Raw genomic sequence first — 22,248 nt, forward strand, 5'->3', positions numbered from 1 at the left:
GGTACGGCCGGCGGCCGCGGGACGACAGGGCTCAGACGCTGGCCAGTACGAGCGCGGCGGCGGCGAATCCGAGCCCGGCCAGTTGCACCGGTCGTAGCCGTTCCCGGTCCACGGCGAGCGCGAGCAGCACCGTGCTCGCCGGGTAGAGCGACGCGATGGCCGCCACCACGCTGAGGTGGCCCCGCGCGGCGGCGGCGAGGTAGAGCGCGTTCGCCGCGGAGTCGAGCAGTCCGGCCGCGGCGGCCCAGCCGAGCACCCGCCGGCCCAGCCGCAGGCGGACGCCGGCGCGGGCGGCGAGCGCCAGCCCGAACGCGATGGAGCTGACGCGCAGCGCCAGCACCGGCCACATGCCGGCGCGCTCGTCGGCCTGCCCGAGCAGCGCGAAGAAGATGCCGAAGAGCAGGCCGGCGGCGAGCGCGGTGCCGATGATCCGCCCCGAGACGCGGCCGGCGCCGCCGCGCTCGCCGAGGCTCACCAGGGCGATCGCCACCACGGCCAGTCCGGCGCCGCCCAGCGCGACGGTGCCCGGGGAGTCGGCGACGAGCAGGCCGGCGACGATCGGCACGATCGCGGCGGTGATCGCGGTGACCGGTGCCACGACCGCCATCACGCCGGTGGCGAGCGCGCGGTAGAGCAGCACCACGCCGGCCGCGCCGGCCACGCCGGCCAGCAGGCCCCAGGCCAGGTCGCCGACGGTCGGTGTGCCGGGCACGACGAGCACCAGCACACCGAGCAGCGGCAGGCTGATCATCTGCGACACCACGGTCACGGCGATCGGGTCGGCGTGCCGGGAGGCCTTGCCGCCGGAGAAGTCGGCCGTGCCGAACGCGATCGCGGAGACCGCGGCGAGCACAATGGGAAGCATCCGGCAGTCGTATCACAATAGTGACCGTGAAGGATAGTATGATGACCGACAGCGGTGGGCGGGTGGGCGCGGTGACCGCCGCGGTCGCCCGGCAGGTACGCGAACTGCGAGCCGCGCGCGGCTGGTCCTTCGAGGAACTCGCCGGCCGGTCCGGGGTCAGCAAGGGGATGCTGGTGCAGATCGAGGGCGCCCGCACCAACCCGAGCATCGGCACGCTCTGCCGGGTCGCCGACGCGTTCGGGGTCAGCATGGCCCGGCTGCTGGAGCCGGCCGAGGAGAGCACCGTCCGGATCACCCCGGCGGACCAGGCGCCGGTGCTGTGGCGCGGCGCGCACGGCGGCGTCGCCCGCCTGCTCAGCGGTCTGGGCGAACCCGACCTGGTGGAGCTCTGGGACTGGCGGATGCGGCCCGGCGAGGCGCTGCACTCCCCCGACCACGCCCACGGCACCCGGGAGATCCTGCACGTGCTGGACGGCGCCGTCACGGTCACCGTCGACGGCGTCGACCACCGGGTGGACACCGGCGAGACGGTGGAGTTCCACGCCGACCGGGAGCACGGCTACCGCACGGCCGGCGACGAGCCGGTGCGACTGATGATGGTGGCGGTCACCCCGTCGGGCGAGTGGGACCGCCGGACCCGTTCACGCGGACCGCGCCCGAGCTGACCCGGGCGCGGTCTCGGCGGGCGGTCAGGCCGACTTCTCCTCGCGGTCCCGGCGACGCCGGCCGGTGAACTCGCGGGGCACGATCGTCGGGTTGACGTTCTCCAGGACGGCCTCGCGGGTGATCAGCACCCGGGCGGCGTCGGGGTTGCTCGGCACCTCGTACATCACGGAGAGGAGCACCTCCTCCATGATCGCCCGCAGGCCACGGGCACCGGTGCCGCGGAGCATGGCCTGGTCGGCGATGGCCTCCAGCGCCGGCTCTTCGAACTCCAGCTCGACACCGTCCAGCTCGAAGAGGCGCTGATATTGCCGGACGAGCGCGTTGCGCGGCTCGGTGAGGATCCGGACCAGCGCGCTGCGGTCGAGGCTGCGCACGTTGGTGATCACCGGGAGCCGGCCGATGAACTCCGGGATCAGCCCGAACTTCAGCATGTCCTCCGGCATGACCTGGCTGAAGATGTCGTCGGTCGACCGCTCCGAGACCGACCGGAGCCGGGCGCCGAAGCCGGTGCCGCCGGAGCCGGTGCGGGACTCGATGATCTGGTCGAGGCCGGCGAACGCGCCACCGCAGATGAACAGCACGTTTGTGGTGTCGATCTGGATGAACTCCTGGTGCGGGTGCTTCCGACCGCCCTGCGGCGGCACGTTGGCCACCGTGCCCTCCAGCATCTTCAGCAGGGCCTGCTGCACGCCTTCGCCGGAGACGTCGCGCGTGATCGACGGATTCTCCGACTTGCGGGCGATCTTGTCGACCTCGTCGATGTAGATGATGCCGGTCTCGGCGCGCTTGATGTCGTAGTCGGCGGCCTGGATCAGCTTGAGGAGGATGTTCTCCACGTCCTCGCCGACGTAGCCCGCCTCGGTGAGCGCGGTGGCGTCGGCGATCGCGAACGGGACGTTGAGCATCCGGGCCAGCGTCTGCGCCAGGTGGGTCTTGCCGCAACCGGTCGGGCCGAGCAGCAGGATGTTGGACTTGGCCAGCTCGACGCCGTCACTGCCGGAACCGGGCGCGCCCGCGGCCTCGGCCTGGATCCGCTTGTAGTGGTTGTAGACCGCGACGGCGAGCGCCTTCTTGGCCTGCTCCTGACCGACGACGTAGTTGTCGAGGAACTGGCAGATCTCCATCGGCTTGGGAAGCTCTTCCCACTTCACCTCGCCGGACTCGGCCAACTCCTCCTCGATGATCTCGTTGCAGAGATCGATGCACTCGTCGCAGATGTAGACCCCGGGGCCCGCGATGAGTTTCTTGACCTGCTTCTGTGACTTGCCACAGAAGGAGCACTTCAGTAGGTCGCCGCCGTCACCGATCCGTGCCACCTACGTTCTCCCTGCACTCATCGGCCGGAGCGCCGGCCCTGACCTGCGGACGCCACCGCGCCCGTCCGTCCTGTCGTCCTGCTGTGCTGTCGGATCCCCCGATCCGACCCCGGAGCGGTACAGACCCGACGTTACCCGGTGGCCGGGTTTTCTCCGACCCCCAAAACGGGTGTGTCAGAGGTCGGTCGGGAACCGCCCCCGACCGACCTCCGACCCCGTTCGTGTTCAGCCCGCGGCGTGAGTCGCCAGCAGACCCTTCTTGCGGCTGGTCAGGATGGTGTCGACCAGCCCGTACTCCTTGGACTCCTCGGCCGTCATGATCTTGTCACGGTCGATGTCCTTACGAACCTGCTCGATCGGCCGGTTGCAGTGGCGGGACAGCATGTCCTCCAACTGCGTCCGCATCCGCAGGATCTCCCGGGCCTGGATCTCGATGTCCGAGCCCTGGCCGTAGCCGCCCTCGGTGGCCGGCTGGTGGATGATGATCCGCGAGTTCGGCAGCGCCATGCGCTTGCCCGGCGTGCCGGCCGCGAGCAGCACCGCCGCCGCGCTGGCCGCCTGCCCGAGGCAGACGGTCTGGATGTCCGGCCGGACGTACTGCATGGTGTCGTAGATCGCCGTCATGGCGGTGAAGGAGCCACCGGGCGAGTTGATGTACATGATGATGTCGCGGTCCGGGTCGGTGCCCTCAAGCGTCAGCAGCTGGGCCATCACGTCGTTGGCCGACGCGTCGTCCACCTGGACCCCGAGGAAGATGATCCGGTCCTCGAAGAGCTTGTTGTAGGGGTTGGACTCCTTCATCCCGTACGACGTGCGCTCGACGAACGACGGCAGGACGTAGCGGTTGTGCACGGCCGCGAACTGGGGCGGCAGGCTCAGGTCGGTCATCGTCAGCTCCTCGGTCAGCTCAGGGTCCCGGCGCCATCCGGAACCTGCGTGGCCCCGATGATCACCTTGTCGATGAAGCCGTAGTCCATGGCCTCCTGGGCGGTGAACCAGCGGTCGCGGTCCGAGTCCGCCTCGATCTGCGCCTGGGACTGGCCGGTGTGGTGCGCGACCCGCTCCTGGAACATCCGCTTGGTGTAGAGCATCTGCTCGGCCTGGATCGCGATGTCCGACGCGGTGCCGCCGAGGCCACCCGAGGGCTGGTGCATCATGATCCGCGCGTGCGGCAGGGCGTAGCGCTTGCCCTTGGTGCCGGCGCAGAGCAGCAGCTGACCCATCGATGCGGCCATGCCCATGGCCACGGTCGACACGTCGTTGTCGATGTACTGCATGGTGTCGTAGATCGCCATGCCGGAGTAGACCGAGCCACCCGGCGAGTTGATCCAGAGGAAGATGTCGCGGTCCGGGTCCTCCGCGGCGAGCAGCAGCAGCTGCGCGCAGATGCGGTTGGCCACCTGGTCGTTCACCTCGCTGCCCAGGAAGATGATGCGTTCCTTGAGCAACCGGTTGTAGACCGAGTCGTCGAGGTTGCCAATGGAGTCGCCACCGCGGGCCTCGATCGCCCGGAGCGACTTCTTGGGGATGTGCATGTCGGTCATGGCAGCCCTTCGCTCTCCGTACCGTCCTGTCCGACACTAACCGCTCGCCCTACGGGCGTACTCCCGGTCGGGGCACTGTTCGCTCTCAGCGCAGTCACCCGCACGGCGTACCCCGGAAAGGGTTTCGGCCGCCGCCCGGCGCGCAGCGCGGGACGGCGGCCGTCGCCGGAACGGTCAGTGCTGGTGGTCGTGCTCGGCCTCGTTCTGGGCCCGCAGCGCGTCGAGGGAGACCTCGTTGCCCGCCGCGTCCTTGATCTTGATCTTCTCCATCACCGCGGCGAGCGCCTTGCCCCGACGGACGTCACCGAAGACGGCCGCGGCGGCGCCGGAGCGCGCGAGCTGGTCGTAGTACTGCTGCGGGGCCATTCCGGCGCGCTGCGCCCGGTGCACGATCTCGTGGCCGAACTCGTCGTCGGAGACCTGCACGTCCTCCGCGTCGGCGAGCGTGTCCAGCAGCAGCTGGATCTTGACGCCGTCGGTGGCCGCCTCGGTCAGCTCGGCGTCGATCTGCTCCTCGGTCTTCTCCTCCGCGGCGAGGTACTCCTCCAGGGAGGCGCCGATGCGCTCGAGCTGGTCGACCATCGCGGCCTTGCGGCTCTCGACCTCCTCCTTGACGACACCCTCCGGCGCCGGCACCTCGGCGGCGGCCACCATCTGCTCCAGCGCCTTGTCGCGGGCGGCGTAGATCTGCTCGACCTGCTTGCCGCGGGTGACCCGCTCGCGCAGGTCGGCGCGCAGCTCCTCGATGGTGTCGAACTCGCTGGCCATCTGCGCGAAGTCGTCGTCGAGCTCGGGGAGCTCCTTCTCCTTCACCGTGCGGACGGTCACCGCCACCTCGGCGTCCCGGCCGGCGAAGTCGCCGCCGACGAGCTGGGTGGTGAAGGTGGTGCTGTCGCCGGCGGCCAGGCCGACAAGCGCCTCGTCCAGCCCCGGCAGGAGCTGCTTGCTGCCGACCTCGTGCGAGATGTTGCTCGCCGAACCGCCGGGCACGTCCTCGCCGTCGACGGTCGCGTTCAGGTCGATCTGGACGAAGTCGCCGTCCTGGGCGGCGCGCTCCACCGTCTTCAGCGTGGCGAACCGCTCGCGCAGGCTGTTGACCTGCTCGTCGATCTCGCTGTCGGCGATCTCGATCTCGTCGACGGTCACCTCGATGGTGGCCGGGTCCGGCAGGGTGATCTCCGGACGGACGTCGACCTCGGCGGTGAAGTTGAGCGAGTCACCGTCGTTGAACTCGGTGATGTCGACCTCGGGACGGCCGAGCGTCTTGAGGTCGTGCTCCCGGACCGCGGCGAGGATGTTCTGCGGGATGGCCTCCTGGATCGCCTCGTTGAGGACGGTCCCCCGGCCCACCCGCTGGTCGATCACGGCGCTGGGAACCTTGCCCCGGCGGAAGCCGGGAACCTGGACCTGCTGCCCGATCTCCCGGTACGCCTTCTTGAGGCTCGGCTCGAGCTCGACGAACGGCACCTCGATGGCGAGCCGCACGCGCGTCGGGCTCAGAGTCTCGACGGTGCTCTTCACAGGCGTACTCCTTGACGGATCTGGGTGTCGATTCTGGGGCGTGATTGCGCGCATCGAGTGTAGGCGAGTCGGCCTGCGGCATCGGCAGGGCCCGGGTACCGCGCGGAGAAACCGGCGGTTCCCGGGACGATCCGGTCGCGAACGACAGTCGGGGTGGCGGGATTTGAACCCACGGCCCCTCGCTCCCAAAGCGAGTGCGCTACCAAGCTGCGCCACACCCCGTGGCGACAAAGAGTGTAAGCCGTCCGGGCCCTCCCGCGGGTGACCGGGGCACCACGGGCCCGCGTGGGGCGCGCGGTCCGCCGGTGGGGGATGCGCGTCCGGTCCGGAGGATTCGGTACGCTGTCGCGTGTGCCCCGTCGACGCGGGGCGCTCGCGGGCGTAGCTCAATGGTAGAGCTTCAGTCTTCCAAACTGACTACGCGGGTTCGATTCCCGTCGCCCGCTCCACCGCTCCACCGCTCCACCGCCCGACCGGCGTTCAGCCGCCGAGTCGTCTCCGGATCCGTTCCGCGTCATCCGCCGGCAGCGCGTCGGCCACCAGCACCCGGGGCAGCAGGTCCGGCTCCGTCGTCACGGCCCGGAACAGGAACGCCACGGTCACCTCGTGGTCCGGCCGGTGCACGACCTCCACCGGGTCGTCGGCCCGGACCGCGCCCGGCTCGACCACCCGCAGGTACGCGCCCGGCACCGCGGCCCGGGTGAACCGCCTGATCCAGCCCTGCTCGCCCAGCCAGCCCTGGAACGTGCCGCACGGGATGCGCGCGCAGGTGACCTCCAGGACCAGCTCCGCCCCGACCCGCCACCGCTCGCCGACCAGCGCGCCGTTCACGTCCACCCCGGTGGTGGTCAGGTTCTCGCCGAAGCTGCCGTTGCCCAGCGGCCGGCCCAGCTCGGCCTGCCAGCGGTCCAGATCCTCCCGGGCGTACGCGTAGACCGCCTGGTCGGTGCCGCCGTGGTGGGCCACGTCGTAGACCCGGTCACCGGCCAGACCGACCTCGCCGGCGCCCTTCGGACCGGGTGCGCTGACCGCGACCGGGCCGTCGACGGGTCGCTTGTCGATGCCGGTCGCCCCGAGCCCCTTCCAGGGGTTGGGTCGGGGCCGGCCCACGTTCACGGAGAGCACCTTCATGGCGGCGACGGTAGGCGCTGACCGGCCGACCGGGCCACCCGATTCCGCGTACCGGGCGAGGTCCGGTGCGGCGCGGGCTGCGTACGATGCGGGGCCGGACGTGCCCTCGTCGGGTGGAGGTAGTGACGGATGTCAGGCCAGCAGGACGGTTTCGCCCTCGGCGTGGACCTCGGCACCTCGAACACGGTGGCGGTGCTGCGCCGGCCGGACGGGACCACCCGGCCGCTGCTGGTGGACGGCCACCCGATCCTGCCCTCCGGCGTGTACGCCGACAGCGCCGGCCACCTGCACGTCGGGCGGGACGCCCAGCGCCTGGCCCAGGCCGATCCGGCCGGCTACGAGCCGAACCCGAAGCGGCGGGTCGACGAGGAGACCGTCGAGCTGGGCGGGCGGGCGTACCGGCCGGCGGAGCTGCTGGCCACGGCGCTGCGGACGGTCGCGGACGCCGCGGTGGCCGCGGTCGGTCTGCTGCCCCCGGCGGTGGTGACGCATCCGGCGGCCTGGTCACCGGCCCGGCGGCAGGTGCTGCACGACGCGCTGGAACTGGCCGGCTGGCCGGCCGCCGCCGAGCACACGCTCGCCGGACCGATCGCGCCCGGCACCCGCCTGCTGCGCGAGCCGGTGGCCGCGGCCCGCTACTTCACCCAGGTGCTGCGCCGGCCGGTGCCGGTGGGCGGCGCGGTGGCGGTGTTCGACTTCGGCGGCGGCACGCTCGACGTGGCCGTGCTGCGCAACGAGGGCGCCGACCCGTGGGGCGACTCCGGCTTCCACCTGGTCGCCACCGGCGGGATCGCCGACCTGGGCGGCCTCGACCTGGACGCGGCCCTGCTCGGACGGCTCGGCGAGCTGGTGGGTCCGGCCCACCCCGGGCACTGGGCCCGGCTGACCGACCCGGCGACCACCGCCGACCGGCGCGACCGGCAGCAGCTCTGGGACAACGTGCGCGGGGCCAAGGAGATGCTCTCCCGGGTGATGGTCGCGCCGGTGGCGGTGCCGGGGGTGGAGGCGGCCGTGCCGCTGACCCGGGAGGACTTCGAGCGTCTCGCCGCGCCGCTGCTCGCCCGCGCGGTCGCCGAGACCCGGCAGGTGACCGCCGCCGCCGGGGTGCGGCCCGAGCAGCTCTCCGGCCTGTTCCTGGTCGGCGGCTCCACCCGGATCCCGCTGGTGGCCCGGCTGCTCCACGCCGAGCTGGGCATCGCGCCGACCGTGCTGGAGCAGCCGGAACTCCCGGTCGCCGAGGGGGCGCTGACCGATCTGCCGCTGCCCCGCCGGGCCGGCCGGCCCGGTGCCCGGCCGTCCGCCGGGAGCCCCGCCGCCCCGGCCGGGGGCGCGGGAGCACCGGCCGACGGCGCGTCGACGCCGGCCCAGCCGACGCCCGACCCGACGTTCGAGGACCGGGCGGCGACCGTCGGCGCGGCGACCACCGTCGCCGGCCCGCCCGCCGGAGCGGCGACCACCGCGCCCGGCGGCCCGCACGGCACGCTGGTCGCCGACGTGGCCGGCCCCACCCTTCCCGGGTACGCCGCGCCGCCCGCCCGACACGCGCCGGCGTACGCCGGGAGTGGCACTCCCGCGACGTCGGCCGGGCAGCCCGCGCCGACGTACGCCGCGCCCGGCGTACCCCCGGGTTGGGGGCCCCCGGCGGGCGGTGCCGGCACGCCGGACGGCGCGTCCTCCGGCGGCGGCCGGCGCGGCCGGTGGCTCGCGCTGGGCGCCGCGATCGCGGTGATCGGCGTGGCGGCGGCGACGCTGCTCTGGGTGTTCCGGGACCGGCACCCGGCGCTGGACTTCCACCCGCCGGAGCTGGTCGGGACCGTGGCCGCGGGCGACGAGCGGCCGGGCGAGATGTTCACCGCGACGCTCGCCGACCGCGCCTACCTGGCCTGGTCGCGGCCGGACGACCGGCTCAACGTGGTCGCGGTGGACACCGCCACCGGCCGGCGGATCTGGGAGAAGCAGACCCGGGCGAGCGCCGACCGCTGGGCGGGGGTCCGGGCGCTGCCGGACGGGGTGGCCGCGGTGGCCGACGCGTCCGGCAGCAGCACCCCCCGACCGTTCGCGGTGCTCGACGGCGACTCGGGCGAGCAGCGGTGGGAGGTGAGCATCCAGGGCGACGACCAGATCTTCGTCGGCGCCGACACGGTGGTCCGGCTGGACCACGCCGGCAACCGCCTGGTCGGGTTGCGGCTGGACAACGGCCGGCAGCGGTGGGAACAGGCCAATCCGCGCACCGAGTACGGCGACGCCCGGACCGTGGTGGTGCCGGTCGCCACCGGGCCGGCGCTCGACGGCACGGCGTACCCGGACGGCTCGCCCCGCGCGCCCTGGTCGGGCGAGGCCGACCGGCTGGTCCAGGTGGGCGCGGACCGGTCGGTGCGGGTGGTGGCCATGGACGACGGGAAGATCCTGCGCAGCCGGGGCAACGTGGCCGACCTGGAAGACCCGGTGGCCGCCCGGGACGACCGGCTGTACGTGGCGGAGAGCGACCGGGGTCTGCGGTTGGTCTCCTACGACCTCGGCAGTCTCGGCACGCCCGACGTGCGGTACGAGGCGACCGAACGGGACAGTCGGGCGCGGGCGCTGGTCACCTGCGGTGAGCATCGCGCCTGCCTGTTGGAGGTGCCGAGCGCGGGCGCCGACGGCACCCGGGTGGTGGTCGTGGCGGACGGCGAGGACAGCCGGCGCTGGCCGGCCCCGGGGGCGCAGCGGCTGGTCCCGCTCGGCGACCATCTGCTGGCCGCGCGGGACTCGCCCCGGGACGCGGTGACGGTGTTCGGCCCGGACGGCACGGCGGTGCTGCGCGACCGGGACGGGGTGGCGGTCCGGCTGGACGCCGGCAACCTGCTGCTCTTCGGCGAGGCGCCCAGCGGCTACGAGGACGACCGGGTCCTCGCCGGGCTGGCGGTGGACGGCAAGCCGGTCGAGATGGGCGAGGTGAAGCAGATCCGCAGCGAGTCGTGTTCCTGGACCACCGAGGTGCTGGTGTGCGGCGCGGAGAAGGAGTTCCGGCTGTACCGGTTCGCCGGCTGACCCGGCGTGACCGGTGCGACCGGCGCGACCGGTGCGACCGGCGCGACCGAAAGTGAGCTTGACAGGCGTCGATGTCTCGACTGGTCTGGTGGTCAGTGAGATCGACGTCCGTCAGGAGGCACCTTGTTCGTCCGACGACGGTGGACCGCACTCGCCACCACCGGCATCCTGATCACCGCCGCCCTGTCCCACCCCGGTCCCGGCGTGGCCGCGCCGGCCGCACCCGCGATCACCCTCGCTCCCACCGAGACCGCCCTGGTCCGGGTGCGCCTGGCCGACGAGGCGCAGCTCGCCCGCCTGGTCGCCGGCGGCGCCGACCTGGCCAACCGACCCCGCTCCCGCGACGGCCACCCGGTCGCCGACCTCGTCCTCACCGGCCGGCAGCTCGCCGACCTCACCCGGCAGGGGGCGAGCGCGCTCCAGGTGGTGCAGCGCGCCGACGACGGCACCCGGCGGCTCGCCGAGAGCGCCCGCGCCGCGCAGGCCCGTACCCGCGCCGGACTGCGCGCCGCCGACGGCACCGACACGCTCCAGTTCCTCCAGGCGTACTGGTGGACCACCGGCGGGAAGACGTTCCTCCAGGCCCAGGTGGCCACCACCGCCACCGACGACCCGGACGTGGAGATCACGGTGAGCTGGCGGACCGCGGACGGCGCCACCGGCTCCTTCCCGCTGTACCGGTTCGAGGACTCCGGCGAGTACCAGTACCACTACGCGCTGCCGCAGCCGGTGCCCGGCCGGCCGGTGCAGTTCACCGCCACCTCCAGCCTCGGTGGCACGAGCCGGCCGGTCACCCCGGCGCGCTGGCCGGACGCCACCCCGCCGCCGCAGCCGGCCGGCTACCAGAAGGACTTCATCGACGCCTACCTGACGCCCGTCGACATCAGGGCGCGGATCGCCCGGCTGGGCCGCCAGTACCGCGACCTGGTCGACGTCATCGACCTGCCGAACCGCACCCAGGGCTACCGCCGCACCGCCGCCGCGTACCTCGGCGACCCGGCCGTCGCCGCCCTGGTCGTGGAGTCGGTGCGCTTCGGCGACCAGGGGATGAACGGCGTGCAGGCGCGTACCGTCGACCCGGGTCGGGCCAGCCGGCCGCTGACCGTCCGGTACCGGGACCGGGTGCTCACGGTCTCCCTGGCCACCGACGCCGCCGGGAAGGTGACCAGCAGCACCGACGACGTCGCCGCCGCGATCAACGCGCGGCAGGGCAGCCGCTTCCGGGCCACCGTGGAGGACGGCTCGGCCGGGCTGCCGATGCCGGTGGCCGGCCCGGTACGCCTCGACGACGGCCTCCGGGGCACCGAGGTGCCGACCCGCCCGTGGACCGTGCAGGCGCTGCGGATCGGCAAGCACCGGGACGGCTCCCGGGTCGGGGTGCTCGCGTACTCGCAGGAACACGCCCGGGAGTGGGCGACGCCGCTGGTCACGCTGGAGTTCGCGGAACGGCTGCTGGCCAACGCCCGCACCGACGCGGCGACCCGGCACCTGCTGGAGCAGGTCGACGTGTTCGTGATCCCGACCGTGAACCCGGACGGCGCGAACTACTCGTTCCACGACTACAACCTCCAGCGCAAGAACCTGGTCAACCACTGCACCGGCACCGCCCGCGACCCGAGGTACCGCACCACCTGGGGCGTGGACGTCAACCGCAACTACACGGTCGGGTCGCTGTTCGACGGGTACGTGGGCGCCAGCGCCAACTGCCTGTCCGGCAACTACGCCGGCACCGCCGAGCTGTCCGAGGCGGAGAGCCGCAACGTGATCGACCTGGCCCGGGCCCATCCCAACATCAGGTTCGCGATGAACGTGCACTCCTACGGCGGCTACTTCATGTGGCCGCCCGGCGCGTACCGGGCGGACGGCCGGGTGACGCTGCCGAGGCCGTCGATCGACGAGTCGACACTGTTCCTGGCCAGCGCGCGCCGCATCGTCGGGGCCATCGCCAACGAACGCGGCACGGTCACCTGGCCGTCGCAGACCGGCCCGGTCGCCGACGTGCTCTACTCGGCGGCCGGCAACTCGGCCGACCAGCTCTACTACGAGCTGGGCATCTTCGCCTGGGACTTCGAGGTCGGCAACGACCGGTGGAACGAGGCCACCGGGCAGTGGGAGGGCGTCGGCTTCCAGCCGCCCTTCGACGAGGCGCACAGCGAGTCCCAGGAGTACGCCGGCGGCCTGGTGGAACTGGTCCGGGTGGCCCGCGACTACGCGGCCGGGGTGCGTTGACCCGGGCGGTCCCCGGCCGGCCCGTCGGCCGGGGACCGCGGTTTCCGGCCCTCGCCTCGCCGAAGGCCGACGCCGGGGAGCAGTGAGCCCTCAGCCCAACGGGCGAGGGATGAACCGGGCGGCGCGGGGTAATGCCAGCGCCGTCCTGGTGGAGTGACGGCCGGCGTCGCGGCGTACCGCGACCGGGGGCCCGGGCGGGCGGCGGCACGCCGCCCGCCCGCGGCGAACGCCCGCGCATCCTCGTTGATCATGAATCCGGCATCGACTAGCGTGCGCTCACGTGAAACCGATGCGCATCTTCCCTGTTGTCCTGGCCTGCGTCGCGGCCACGGCGCTCACCGCCTGCGGCGGCGAGGGCACCTCGACGAACGCCGACGCCGCGGCGACCTCCACCGCCCCGGCCCCGTCCGCCGCCACCGCCACCCCCTCCGCCGCGGCCTCCTCGCCGGCCACGGCGAACGCCGTCGGCGACCGGGAACTCTGCACGTCCGCGAAGAAGACAAGCGACGAGATGCGGGCGAAGCTGGTCACCGCCATGCAGTCCGGCGGCGACGCGAACACGCAGCTCGCGAAGATCATGACCGAGCTGGGGCAGAAGGTCAGCGCGCTGACCAAGACCGCGGGTGACGGCGAGGCGGCCGCCGCCCTGCGCCGGTTCAGCGTGGAGGTCACCAAGGCCGCGGCGGCGCCGGACCCGGTCACCGCCGCCGACAACCCCGCGATGGCGAAGGCCGGCGAGGACTTCAACGCGGCCTGCAAGGCGGCCGGGGTCACCACCGTCTTCTGACCCGTCCGACCGTTCTGACCGTCCACGTGCGGGCCGCTTCCCGAGGGCGGCCCGACGCGTCGACGGACGACGCGCGGGCGGCAGCACCGAAGCCGACCGGCCCGCGCGTCCCGGCCGTCAGTTGCCGGTGACCCAGTTCCAGGCCGAGACCACCCACTCGGTCTGCTGGAGGTAGGCCACCCCGACACCGGCCAGGAACAGCGCGGTGATCATGTGCGCGCCCCGCGCGCTGCGGCGCACCCGGCCGAGCTGCCGCTCCAGGATCAGCCGGCCGAGCAGCCGGGCCAACGCGAACAGGCCGACGGCGGTGAGCAGGCTGAGCACGAACGTGAGCAGCGGGGCGACCAGGTTGCCCCGGCCGGAGATCGCCCAGATGCCCCAGCAGACGAACGTGAACAGGGCGCCCGCCGCGCTCCACTCCCCGCCCCGGCGGGCCTGGGCGAGATGCCAGCTCATCGACCGGCGGGGCGTCGACGCGTCGGCCCAGTCGCCGGACACCCCATGCTCCACGGTGGGGAACTGTTCCGTCCGGGGCGTACGCGGCCGGCCGACCGCCGCCACCCCGCGCTGGAACGCGTCCCGCTGGGAGGGCACCACCCCCGGCGGGGGCGGCACCTCCACGGTGCGCTCCGCCCACGGCTGTGTCTGGTCCGCCATGCTTCGTCCTCCCCCTCGACCGACGTCCGCCTCCGCTGTCGAGGGTAGCCACCCGGCAAATAGGGTGCCGACCCCGGCGGCGATGGGGTAGACACGGGCGATGACCGACGCGGTGGTGCCCCGGGCCGACGACTTCGACGAGATCGCCGCCTTCCTGGCGCTCTGCTTCCACGGCGACACCGACCCCGAGGTGCAGGAGGTCGAGCGCCCGATCTTCGAGCCGGAACGCTCCCTGCTGATCCGCGACGGCGGGACGGCGGTCGCGCACGCCGGCGCGTTCAGCCGCGACCTGGCCGTACCGGGCGGGAGCGTGCCGGCCGCGCACGTGAGCATGGTGGCGGTCGCCCCGACGCATCGCCGTCGCGGACTGCTCACCGGCCTGATGCGGCGGCAGTTGCGCGAGATCCGCGACGCCGGGCGGGAGCCGGTCGCGGTGCTCTGGGCCAGCGAGGGCCGCATCTATCCCCGCTTCGGCTACGGCTCGGCGGCGCAGCGGCTGATGCTGACCGCGGACACCACCGGGCTGCGGCTGCCCGCCCCGACGCCCGCCGAGGGCACGCTGCGCCTGGACCGGCCGGCCCCGCACACCGACGAGTTGGCCCGACTGTACGAGCGGGCGCGCGCCGACCGCCCCGGCTGGTCCCGACGGGACGAGCGCTGGTGGGCGTACGTGCTGTTGGACGCGAAGGGACGCCGGGGCGGCGCCACGGAGCGCCGGGTGCTGCTGCACCACGGGCCGGACGGGCTCGACGGCTATGCGCTCTACCGGACGAAGGAGGACTGGGTCGGCGACGTCCCCCGGGGCGAGGTGCAGGTCGGCGAGGTGGTGGCCGTCACCCCGGAGGCGACGCTGGCGCTGTGGCGGCTGCTGCTCTCGGTCGACCTGACCCGGCGGCTGTCGTTCCCGACCGCCGCCGTGGACGAGCCGCTGCTGCGCCTGGTGGACGAGCCGCGCCAACTGGCCCCGCAGCTCGCCGACGCGCTCTGGGTGCGGGTGGTGGACGTACCGGCCGCGCTCGCCGCCCGCCGGTACGCCACCGACGTGGACGTGGTGATCGAGGTCACCGACGAGCTGCTGCCGGAGAACACCGGCCGGTGGCGGCTGGTCGGCGGGCCGGCCGGCGCCGAGTGCACGGCCACCACCGCGCCGGCCGGGCTGGCCTGCGACGTCCGCGCGCTCGGCGAACTTCTGCTGGGCGGCACCACGCCGGCCGCGCTGGCCGCCGCCGGCCGCGTCCGCGAGCTGCTCCCGAACACGCTGACCGCCGCCACCCCCGCCTTCACCTGGCACCGTGCCCCGTCCCCGATGGAGAACTTCTGACCCCCACCCGGTCCCGCCCCGCGTCGACGATCATGAGGTTGGCGGTGCGATGTGTCCGGATCGTTCCCGCCAACTTCATGATCGTCCGGCGTGGACGCGGACGGACGAGGCGGGTGGGTGGCGGGGTTGGGCGGTACGGTCGGGGGGTGGGTGAGGCGGAGCGGCGGCGGCGGAGACTGCGGCATCACGGCGAGGCGACCGAGTCGCCGGCGGCCGGGGAGACGAGCGCGGCCACGGCCGCCGTCGACGACGACGTCACCCCCCGACCGCCACGCGGCCCCAGACGCGCCGAGCCGGAATCGTCGGACGACGGCTCCCGGGCGCCGCGCGGCGTCAGACGCGCCGAACTGGAATCGTCGGACGACGGCTCCCGGGCGCCGCGCGGCGTCAGACGCGCCGAGTTGGAGTCGTCGGAGCCTCGCGGGCGTCGCGGCGCCCCGTCCGCCGACGACGGCGAACGGGGGCTACGCGGCCTCGTCGGCTCGGGGTCGTCGCAGGTGAGCGTCACCGCCGCGCTGCGGGCCCGGGACGCCGCCCGCCCCAGCGAGGACGACCTCGCCGCGGCCGAGGCACGGGTGGTGCTGGTGCGCCGCAACTGGGTGCCCCGCGAGGACCTGCCGCGCGGCGGACGCTGACCACCGCGCCGGGCGTGTGTCGCGCCGGGTTCCCGGCACCCGGCCGGACGCGTCAGGCCGGCAGCTCGGGCAGCCGGCGGCTCTGCTCGTAGTCGGCCACCTGGGCGATGCGCCGGCTGTGCCGGGGATTGCCGGAGAACGCCGTGGTCAGGAACGCCTCGACCAGGGCGGTTGCCTCGTCCAGCGTGTGCTGTCGCGCGCCGATCGCCACGACGTTGGCGTCGTTGTGCTCCCGGGACAGCTGCGCGGTGTCGATGTTCCAGGCCAGCGCCGCCCGGACGCCGGCCACCTTGTTCGCGGCGATCTGCTCGCCGTTGCCGGACCCGCCGATCACCACGCCGAGGCTGCCCGGGTCGCCGACCACCCGGTCGCCGGTGTGCAGGCAGAACGCCGGGTAGTCGTCGTCCGGGTCGAAGGCGTGCGGACCCACGTCCACCACCTCGTAGCCCTGCTTGGCCAAGTGGTTGGCCAGGTGCACCTTCAGCTCGAAACCGGCGTGGTCGGATCCCAGATAGACGCGCATACCGCGCAGTCTGACAGGCCCGCCCCCGGGCCGACGCGCGGGCGGCGACCCGGAGGCGGATTCGTCACACGGGTGCTCAGCGGGGCAGCTCGGCGACGACCAGGCCGGCCCGCGCCTTCGGGGTGAACCAGGTGCTCTTGCGCGGCATCTTCTCCCGGGCCAGGTTGACCGCGACGAAGTCGTCCACGGTCACCGGCGCCACCAGCACGGCCAGCTCGGCCCGGCCGGCGTCGACCTCACCGGTGAGCCAGCTCGCCGGGTAGTCGCCGCCCACGTACGTGATCCGCTTGTCACCCGGGTCGAGGCCCAGCGCGTCGCGCAGCAGCAGCCGCTCGACGAGCGCGTGGTCGAGGTTCTCCAGCCGGCCGGCGCCGACGTGCGGCAGCGTCACCGCGTACCCCCGGCCGGCAAGGTGCAGGTGCACGGCGCCGCCGGTGGCCGGGACGCCGACCGGGCCGGCGGTCTCGGTGACCTCCGCGCCGGCGGCGCGGAGCCGGTCGAGCAGCTCGTCCGGGGTGGTGGTCAGCTCGCTGACCAGCCGGTTGTAGGGCTGGATGGCGACCGACGCGGGCGTGGTGACCACCGCGAGGAAGCGCGGGAAGCCGCCGGTCTGCGCGGCCAGGCTGCGGTGGTTGCCGTCCGCGACCACCAGCTCGCCGCCGCCGGCCAGCGCGGTCAGTTCGTCCTGCGCGGGGCCGGGGCCGACCAGCCAGATCGCGTGCGTCCGCCCGGACTGGTCGACGTCGGTGGCGGCGGGCGCGCCGGCCGTCTCGGTCGCCGCCGCGAGCGCCGCGTGCAGCTCCTCGCCGCGCCCGGTCTGGAGCAGGAGTACGGGTGAGAGCAGGTGGCCGACGGCCTCCGCGAGCGCGACGCGCTCCCGCACCTTGGCGATGAACACGTCCTCGTTGCGGATCACCAGGCCCGGCTCCTCGGCGCGGGTGGAGATCTGGTCGGTGTCGACCATGACCCACAGCCCGTACGCGTTCTCCTCCCCCGGGGCGCTGATCCGGTAGAGCACCACCACCTGCTCGGCCGGGGTGTAGCTGCCGTCCGCCTTGGCCTCGGCGAGGCGGGACACCGCGTCCGGGAGCGCGTCGAGGAAGGACTTCCCCAGGCTGCCCGGTGCCCGGTGGGGCATCTCGATGCCCAGGGCACTGTGCGGATTCGCCTCGACGATGGCGGTGATCTCCGCATCGTCGGCGAACTCGTCGTAGTTCTGCGCGCCGGTGCCGCCAGTGGTGATCCAGGCCCGGGCGATCGGATGCACGACCGTCATGTCCGCTGACGCTACCCGCGCCCGCCCTACCCCCGTCACCGGACTCGCCCTCCTTCCACCAGGTGAAAGGAGGGGCCCCCGGTTAACGCCTCAGGTAGAGGTGGGGCCCCTTCTCAACAGCCGGGCGGCTCAGGCGACGGGGTCCCGGTGGAGGCCGGGACCGGCCGGTCGACGAGGTGGCGCGGACGGGCGGGAGCCGGCGTTGAGGCGTACCGTCGTCGCCCCGGCGGCGGCCGGCGGGCCGGCGGGGCCGAACCGGGTCGGGACGCGGGCGGGACGGTCCGCCTCGGGCGGGGTGATCCGCGAGGTGGCCACCACCCGGGCCACACCGACCACGATCGGCGGGGCCAGCAGGTCGGCCAGCCCGGCCGGCCCGGCGGGCCAGTCGCCTTCGGCCACCGACCAGTACGTCGCACCGGATTCCTCGGTCGCCGGCTGCGTCGCGTCGTCGGACAGGCGGCGGTGCTTACCCATTCAGAACGCCTCCAGGAGCTGCCGTGGTGCGGCCACGAGCGGACCGCCGGCTGGGACACCCGGTGAAACGAGCCCCGCACCGGCCCGGTGACGGGCGGCGTGGGTTGTCAGTAGGGGCCCCCGTCTATACCGGAGGCGTTAAGCGGGGGCCCCTCCTTACACCTCAGTCGAAGATGGGGGGCTGGGTGCGGGTGCGCTTCAACTCGTAGAAGCCGGGGGTGGCGCTGACCAGCAGCACGCCGTCCCAGAGCCGGCCGGCCGCCTCGCCCTTCGGCGCCGGCGTGATCACCGGGCCGAAGAACGCGACCTGACCGCCGTCCGGACCGGGCGCGTGCACCACGGGGGTGCCGACCTCGGTGCCGACCGGACGCATGCCGGCCTCGTGGCTGGCCCGCAGCGCGTCGTCGTACTGTGTCGACTCGGCGGCGTCGGCGAGCGCCGGGTCCAGCCCGACCTCGGTGAGCGCGCCGACCAGCATGTCCCGGTCCAGGTCCTGCCGGCCGAGATGGATCCGGGTGCCCATGGCGGTGTAGAGCTTCGCCAGCTTCTCGGCGCCGTGCGCCTGCTCGACGGCGATGCACACCCGTACCGGACCCCAGCCCTTGCGCATGATGTCCTGGTACTCCTCGGGCAGGTCCCGGCCTTCGTTGAGCACGGACAGGCTCATCACGTGGAACCGGATGTCCACGTCCCGGACCTGCTCGACCTCGAGCAGCCAACGGGAGGTGATCCAGGCCCACGGGCAGAGCGGGTCGAACCACATGTCCGCGGTGATACGTTCGGTCACGGTATCGTCCCTTCGCGTATTCCCCCCCGCGCCGGCCTCCCGGCGCCTTCTCCTGTCGAGTCTCACCCCGCACCCCATCGACACGCACCCGAATGAGAGCCTGACCTCGGCCGCCGAATGGGGCGTCTGCATGGAAGACTCGGTTTCGGACCGCCCGTCACGAGCGGACGGGGAGGCCGGTGCCGCGGGGCGCGGCGAGACGACTGGGATGGAGACGAACAGTGCCGGGAGTGCGCAACCTGACCCAGGTCGAGGCGATCGAGCGGGCCCGCCTGCTCGAGGTGACCGGGTACGACATCAGCCTCGACCTGTCGACCGCCGTGCAGCCCACCGGCCGCACGTTCCGCTCGGTGACCGAGGTCCGGTTCCGCTGCGCCGAGCCGGGGGCGACCACGTTCATCGAGGCCGCCGCCGACACGGTGCGGTCGGCCACGCTGAACGGTGAGCCGGTCGACCTGTCCGACTGGTCCGCCGAGCAGGGTCTCACGCTGACCGGCCTGGCCGCCGAGAACGTCCTGGTGGTCGACGCCGACTTCGGTTACTCGAACAGCGGGCAGGGCCTGCACCGCACCGTCGACCCGGTCGACGGCGAGACCTACCTGTACAGCCAGTTCGAGACCGCCGACGCGCAGCGGGTCTTCGCCTGCTTCGACCAGCCCGACCTGAAGAGCGTCTACACCTGGCACGCCACCGTCCCGGACCACTGGAAGGTCGTGTCGAACATGCCGGTGGCCCGCGAGGAGGCCGCCGACGAGGGCATGAAGACGCTGCACTTCGCCCGCTCCGAGCGGATGAGCACCTACATCACCGCGCTGTGCGCCGGGCCGTACCACGAGGTGCGCCACACCCACGACGGCATCGACATGGGCTACTTCTGCCGGGCCAGCATGGCGCCCCACCTCGACGCGGACGACCTGCACCTGATCACCACGCAGGGCTTCGACTTCTTCCAGGAGAAGTTCGGCGTGCGCTACCCGCTCCCGAAGTACGACCAGCTCTGGGTGCCGGACTTCAACGCCGGCGCGATGGAGAACTTCGGCTGCGTCACGCACGCCGAGTCGCACTACATCTTCCGCTCGCAGGTCACCGACTTCGAGTACGAGCAGCGCGCCAACACGATCCTGCACGAGCTGGCGCACATGTGGTTCGGTGACCTGGTCACCATGCGCTGGTGGAACGACCTGTGGCTGAACGAGTCGTTCGCCGAGTGGGCCAGCCACTGGTGCAACACCCACGCCACCCGCTTCACCGACGCCTGGACGACGTTCCTGTCGATCCGGAAGAACTGGGGCTACCGGCAGGACCAGCTCTCCTCCACCCACCCGGTCTACTGCGAGATGCCGGACCTGGAGGCGGTCGAGGTCAACTTCGACGGCATCACGTACGCCAAGGGCGCCAGCGTGCTCAAGCAGCTCGTCGCGTACGTGGGCGAGGAGCCGTTCCTGGCCGGCCTGCGGGCCTACTTCGGCAAGCACGCCTGGGGCAACGCCACCTTCGACGACCTGCTCTCCGAGCTGGAGGCGGCCTCCGGCCGGGAGCTGCGCAAGTTCGCCGCCCAGTGGCTGGAGACCGCGCAGGTCAACACGCTGCGCCCGGACGTGGCCATCGGCGCCGACGGCGCGTACGAGCGGGTGGTGGTGCGGCAGGAGGCGCCGGCCGGGCACCCGACGCTGCGGACCCACCGGATCGGCGTGGGCCTCTACGACCTGACCGACGGCCGGCTGGTCCGGCGCGAGCTGGTCGAGGTGGACGTGACCGGCGAGCTGACCGAGCTGACCGCGCTGCACGGCAGGCCCGCGGCCGACGTGCTGCTGCTCAACGACGAGGACCTCACCTACACCAAGCTGCGGCTGGACGAGCGGTCCATGTCGACAGTGGTGCAGCACATCTCCGGTTTCGACTCGTCGCTGGCCCGGGCGCTGTGCTGGACGGCCGCCTGGGACATGACCCGGGACGCCGAGCTGTCGGCGCGCGACTACGTGGCGCTGGTGCTGGCCGGGCTGACCGCCGAGACCGACATCAACCTGGTGACCGCCACGCTGCGGCAGGCGTCCACCGCGCTCACGTTCTACGCCGACCCGGAGTGGGCGCCGACCGGCTGGGCCGACCTGGCCCGGACCGCGCGGACCGCGCTGGCCGCGGCGGAGCCGGGCAGCGGCTTCCAGCTCGCCTGGGCCCGGGCGTACGCCTCCTCGGCCCGTTCCGGCGAGGACCTGGCGACGCTGCGCGGCTGGCTGGACGGCAGCGGGGTGCCGGCCGGTCTGACCGTCGACACCGAGCTGCGGTGGACCGTGCTCCAGTCGCTTGTCGCCAACGGCGCGGCCGGGGCCGCCGAGGTGGAGGCCGAGCTGGCGAGCGACCGCACCGCCAGCGGCGAGCGGGAGGCCGCGTACGCGTACGCGCTGGTGCCGACCGAGGCGAACAAGGCCGCGGTGTGGGCGCAGCTCACCGGCCCGGACGCGCTGCCCAACTGGCGCAACCGCGCGCTGTTGCAGGGCTTGACCCACCCGGCGCAGGTGGAGCTGACCGCGCCCTACCGGGAGCGTTACTTCGCCGCCGTCGACCAGGTGTGGGCGCAGCGGGACAGCGAGCCGGCGCAGGAGTTCGTGCAGCTCGCCTACCCGGCGTACCTGGTCGACGAGGACACCGTCGCGGCCACCGACGAGTGGCTGGCCCGCGACGGTCAGCCGGCGTCGCTGCGCCGGCTGGTGGCCGAGGGCCGCGACGGCGTGGTCCGCGCGTTGAAGGCCCGCGAGCGGGACGCCCGCAGCGCCTGAGCAGGGGTACGACGGCCGGGGCCGGCGTGGGTGGAAGCCCGCGCCGGCCCCGGCCCTTTATCGTGTACGGAGGAGGTGGACGTGATGGCACAACCGACCCATGAGTGGCGCCCACCGGAACGACCGTGGCAGGAGCAGGATCTGTCCGACCTGCCCGAGGACGGTAACCGCTACGAGATCATCGACGGGAGTCTGCACGTGACCCCACCGGCCCTGCCGGAGCACCACGAACTCGCGGACGACATCCGGATGGCCCTGCGCCAAGTCGCCCCGGAGGGGTGGCGGGTGATTCGCGAGATCGGAGTACGGGTACCCGAGGGGAATCTGATCCCGGACATCACCGTGCTCAAGTCGGGTGCACCTCGGAAGCAGATGTGGGCAGAACCGGCGCACGTCGCCCTGGTCATCGAGGTGGAGTCGCCCAACAGCCGACGGCATGACCGGTTCACCAAACCCGCGCTCTACGCCGAGGCCGGCATCCCGCACTACTGGCGGGTTGAGCAGGGGGACTTCGGCCCTGTCCTCTACCGCTACCAGTTGGTCAAGGGCGTGCACTACGACCTGGTCGGGACTCTCGGCCCCGACGATCCGGCGCACATCGACGAGCCGTGGCCGATGCGGCTGGACCCCTCCGCCTGGCCCCGCTGAGCCCACGAGGAAGCCCGGCCCACGCGTTACCGCGCGGGCCGGGCTTCGTCGTGTGTGCGGT

At 73.2% G+C, this 22,248-nt stretch carries 19 protein-coding genes and 2 tRNA genes; 9 read left to right on the forward strand and 12 right to left on the reverse strand.

Annotation, left to right across the window (positions count from 1 at the left end):
• Window positions 1-31: 31 nt before the first annotated feature.
• On the reverse strand, window positions 32-865 hold the full coding sequence (locus tag OG767_RS25685; protein WP_405090863.1) for an EamA family transporter: 834 nt from the start codon (window positions 863-865) through the stop codon (window positions 32-34).
• Between the two features lie 41 nt (window positions 866-906).
• Here OG767_RS25685 and OG767_RS25690 point away from each other — a divergent pair, with 41 nt between their 5' ends.
• A complete protein-coding gene (locus OG767_RS25690; protein ID WP_405090864.1) occupies window positions 907-1,530 on the forward strand; it encodes a helix-turn-helix domain-containing protein in 624 nt (207 codons plus the stop codon).
• A gap of 24 nt (window positions 1,531-1,554) precedes the next feature.
• Here OG767_RS25690 and clpX read toward each other — a convergent pair whose 3' ends face one another.
• The 5 genes from clpX to OG767_RS25715 form a co-directional block, all read right to left on the reverse strand.
• Window positions 1,555-2,847 carry an ATP-dependent Clp protease ATP-binding subunit ClpX gene (clpX, locus tag OG767_RS25695; protein WP_281937306.1) on the reverse strand — a complete coding sequence of 431 codons (1,293 nt, stop codon included), beginning with the start codon at window positions 2,845-2,847 and terminating at the stop codon, window positions 1,555-1,557.
• Between the two features lie 225 nt (window positions 2,848-3,072).
• Window positions 3,073-3,735 carry an ATP-dependent Clp protease proteolytic subunit gene (locus OG767_RS25700; protein ID WP_091069591.1) on the reverse strand — a complete coding sequence of 221 codons (663 nt, stop codon included), beginning with the start codon at window positions 3,733-3,735 and terminating at the stop codon, window positions 3,073-3,075.
• Between the two features lie 14 nt (window positions 3,736-3,749).
• The gene (locus OG767_RS25705; RefSeq protein ID WP_107155907.1) at window positions 3,750-4,391 is read right to left on the reverse strand and encodes an ATP-dependent Clp protease proteolytic subunit; all 642 of its coding nucleotides are present in this window, start codon (window positions 4,389-4,391) and stop codon (window positions 3,750-3,752) included.
• A gap of 174 nt (window positions 4,392-4,565) precedes the next feature.
• Window positions 4,566-5,912 carry a trigger factor gene (gene tig, locus OG767_RS25710; protein ID WP_158273812.1) on the reverse strand — a complete coding sequence of 449 codons (1,347 nt, stop codon included), beginning with the start codon at window positions 5,910-5,912 and terminating at the stop codon, window positions 4,566-4,568.
• A 148-nt stretch (window positions 5,913-6,060) separates the two neighbouring features.
• A tRNA-Pro gene (locus OG767_RS25715) sits at window positions 6,061-6,134 on the reverse strand.
• Between the two features lie 153 nt (window positions 6,135-6,287).
• On the opposite strand from OG767_RS25715, the gene OG767_RS25720 reads away from it, so the two are divergent.
• Window positions 6,288-6,361: transfer RNA gene (locus OG767_RS25720), tRNA-Gly, on the forward strand.
• 31 nt (window positions 6,362-6,392) lie between these two features.
• Here OG767_RS25720 and OG767_RS25725 read toward each other — a convergent pair.
• Window positions 6,393-7,043, reverse strand: a complete 651-nt coding sequence (locus tag OG767_RS25725) for an MOSC domain-containing protein (protein ID WP_405090865.1) — start codon at window positions 7,041-7,043, stop codon at window positions 6,393-6,395.
• Window positions 7,044-7,172: 129 nt separating this feature from the next.
• On the opposite strand from OG767_RS25725, the gene OG767_RS25730 reads away from it, so the two are divergent.
• The 3 genes from OG767_RS25730 (at window position 7,173) to OG767_RS25740 (ending at window position 13,089) form a co-directional block, all read left to right on the forward strand.
• Entirely contained in the window at window positions 7,173-10,073 is a 2,901-nt protein-coding gene (locus OG767_RS25730) for an Hsp70 family protein (protein WP_405090866.1), read from the forward strand.
• Window positions 10,074-10,196: 123 nt separating this feature from the next.
• The gene (locus OG767_RS25735) at window positions 10,197-12,302 is read left to right on the forward strand and encodes a M14 family zinc carboxypeptidase (protein WP_405090867.1); all 2,106 of its coding nucleotides are present in this window, start codon (window positions 10,197-10,199) and stop codon (window positions 12,300-12,302) included.
• A 280-nt stretch (window positions 12,303-12,582) separates the two neighbouring features.
• Complete coding sequence (locus OG767_RS25740) at window positions 12,583-13,089, forward strand: hypothetical protein (RefSeq protein ID WP_405090868.1); 507 nt, start codon at window positions 12,583-12,585, stop codon at window positions 13,087-13,089.
• 117 nt (window positions 13,090-13,206) lie between these two features.
• Here OG767_RS25740 and OG767_RS25745 read toward each other — a convergent pair whose 3' ends face one another.
• Window positions 13,207-13,746 carry a hypothetical protein gene (locus OG767_RS25745; RefSeq protein WP_405090869.1) on the reverse strand — a complete coding sequence of 180 codons (540 nt, stop codon included), beginning with the start codon at window positions 13,744-13,746 and terminating at the stop codon, window positions 13,207-13,209.
• 100 nt (window positions 13,747-13,846) lie between these two features.
• Between OG767_RS25745 and OG767_RS25750 the strand changes: the two genes are divergently transcribed.
• Window positions 13,847-15,067, forward strand: coding sequence for a GNAT family N-acetyltransferase (locus tag OG767_RS25750; protein ID WP_405090870.1), 1,221 nt, complete (start codon window positions 13,847-13,849; stop codon window positions 15,065-15,067).
• A gap of 347 nt (window positions 15,068-15,414) precedes the next feature.
• Window positions 15,415-15,702 carry a hypothetical protein gene (locus OG767_RS25755; RefSeq protein WP_405094308.1) on the forward strand — a complete coding sequence of 96 codons (288 nt, stop codon included), beginning with the start codon at window positions 15,415-15,417 and terminating at the stop codon, window positions 15,700-15,702.
• Between the two features lie 52 nt (window positions 15,703-15,754).
• Here the strand turns inward: OG767_RS25755 and OG767_RS25760 are convergent, their stop codons facing one another.
• From OG767_RS25760 to OG767_RS25775, 4 genes are all read right to left on the reverse strand, one after another.
• Window positions 15,755-16,225, reverse strand: coding sequence for a ribose-5-phosphate isomerase (locus OG767_RS25760; RefSeq protein ID WP_107155917.1), 471 nt, complete (start codon window positions 16,223-16,225; stop codon window positions 15,755-15,757).
• Window positions 16,226-16,301: 76 nt separating this feature from the next.
• Window positions 16,302-17,501 (reverse strand): DUF1015 family protein, encoded by a 1,200-nt coding sequence (locus OG767_RS25765; RefSeq protein ID WP_405090871.1) that lies wholly within the window; start codon window positions 17,499-17,501, stop codon window positions 16,302-16,304.
• Between the two features lie 129 nt (window positions 17,502-17,630).
• A complete protein-coding gene (locus OG767_RS25770; RefSeq protein WP_405090872.1) occupies window positions 17,631-17,975 on the reverse strand; it encodes a hypothetical protein in 345 nt (114 codons plus the stop codon).
• A gap of 163 nt (window positions 17,976-18,138) precedes the next feature.
• Window positions 18,139-18,762, reverse strand: a complete 624-nt coding sequence (locus OG767_RS25775) for a disulfide bond formation protein DsbA (protein ID WP_357303212.1) — start codon at window positions 18,760-18,762, stop codon at window positions 18,139-18,141.
• Window positions 18,763-18,992: 230 nt separating this feature from the next.
• Between OG767_RS25775 and pepN the strand changes: the two genes are divergently transcribed.
• Together pepN and OG767_RS25785 are read left to right on the forward strand one after the other, a co-directional pair.
• Entirely contained in the window at window positions 18,993-21,539 is a 2,547-nt protein-coding gene (gene pepN, locus OG767_RS25780) for an aminopeptidase N (RefSeq protein WP_405090873.1), read from the forward strand.
• A gap of 84 nt (window positions 21,540-21,623) precedes the next feature.
• On the forward strand, window positions 21,624-22,187 hold the full coding sequence (locus OG767_RS25785; RefSeq protein ID WP_405090874.1) for a Uma2 family endonuclease: 564 nt from the start codon (window positions 21,624-21,626) through the stop codon (window positions 22,185-22,187).
• Window positions 22,188-22,248: the final 61 nt, after the last annotated feature.

The organism is Micromonospora sp. NBC_01392 (genome assembly GCF_045040125.1).
GTDB lineage: Bacteria > Actinomycetota > Actinomycetes > Mycobacteriales > Micromonosporaceae > Micromonospora.

Excerpts from the sequence above, each read along its gene's own strand:
- OG767_RS25745 (WP_405090869.1), bottom strand. The coding sequence starts at position 13,746 with ATGGCGGACCAGACACAGCCGTGGGCGGAGCGCACCGTGGAGGTGCCG.
- OG767_RS25705 (WP_107155907.1), bottom strand. The coding sequence starts at position 4,391 with ATGACCGACATGCACATCCCCAAGAAGTCGCTCCGGGCGATCGAGGCC.
- OG767_RS25730 (WP_405090866.1), top strand. The coding sequence starts at position 7,173 with ATGTCAGGCCAGCAGGACGGTTTCGCCCTCGGCGTGGACCTCGGCACC.
- OG767_RS25700 (WP_091069591.1), bottom strand. The coding sequence starts at position 3,735 with ATGACCGACCTGAGCCTGCCGCCCCAGTTCGCGGCCGTGCACAACCGC.
- OG767_RS25685 (WP_405090863.1), bottom strand. The coding sequence starts at position 865 with ATGCTTCCCATTGTGCTCGCCGCGGTCTCCGCGATCGCGTTCGGCACG.
- OG767_RS25750 (WP_405090870.1), top strand. The coding sequence starts at position 13,847 with ATGACCGACGCGGTGGTGCCCCGGGCCGACGACTTCGACGAGATCGCC.
- OG767_RS25770 (WP_405090872.1), bottom strand. The coding sequence starts at position 17,975 with ATGGGTAAGCACCGCCGCCTGTCCGACGACGCGACGCAGCCGGCGACC.
- OG767_RS25785 (WP_405090874.1), top strand. The coding sequence starts at position 21,624 with ATGGCACAACCGACCCATGAGTGGCGCCCACCGGAACGACCGTGGCAG.
- OG767_RS25690 (WP_405090864.1), top strand. The coding sequence starts at position 907 with ATGACCGACAGCGGTGGGCGGGTGGGCGCGGTGACCGCCGCGGTCGCC.
- OG767_RS25760 (WP_107155917.1), bottom strand. The coding sequence starts at position 16,225 with ATGCGCGTCTATCTGGGATCCGACCACGCCGGTTTCGAGCTGAAGGTG.
- OG767_RS25765 (WP_405090871.1), bottom strand. The coding sequence starts at position 17,501 with ATGACGGTCGTGCATCCGATCGCCCGGGCCTGGATCACCACTGGCGGC.
- OG767_RS25725 (WP_405090865.1), bottom strand. The coding sequence starts at position 7,043 with ATGAAGGTGCTCTCCGTGAACGTGGGCCGGCCCCGACCCAACCCCTGG.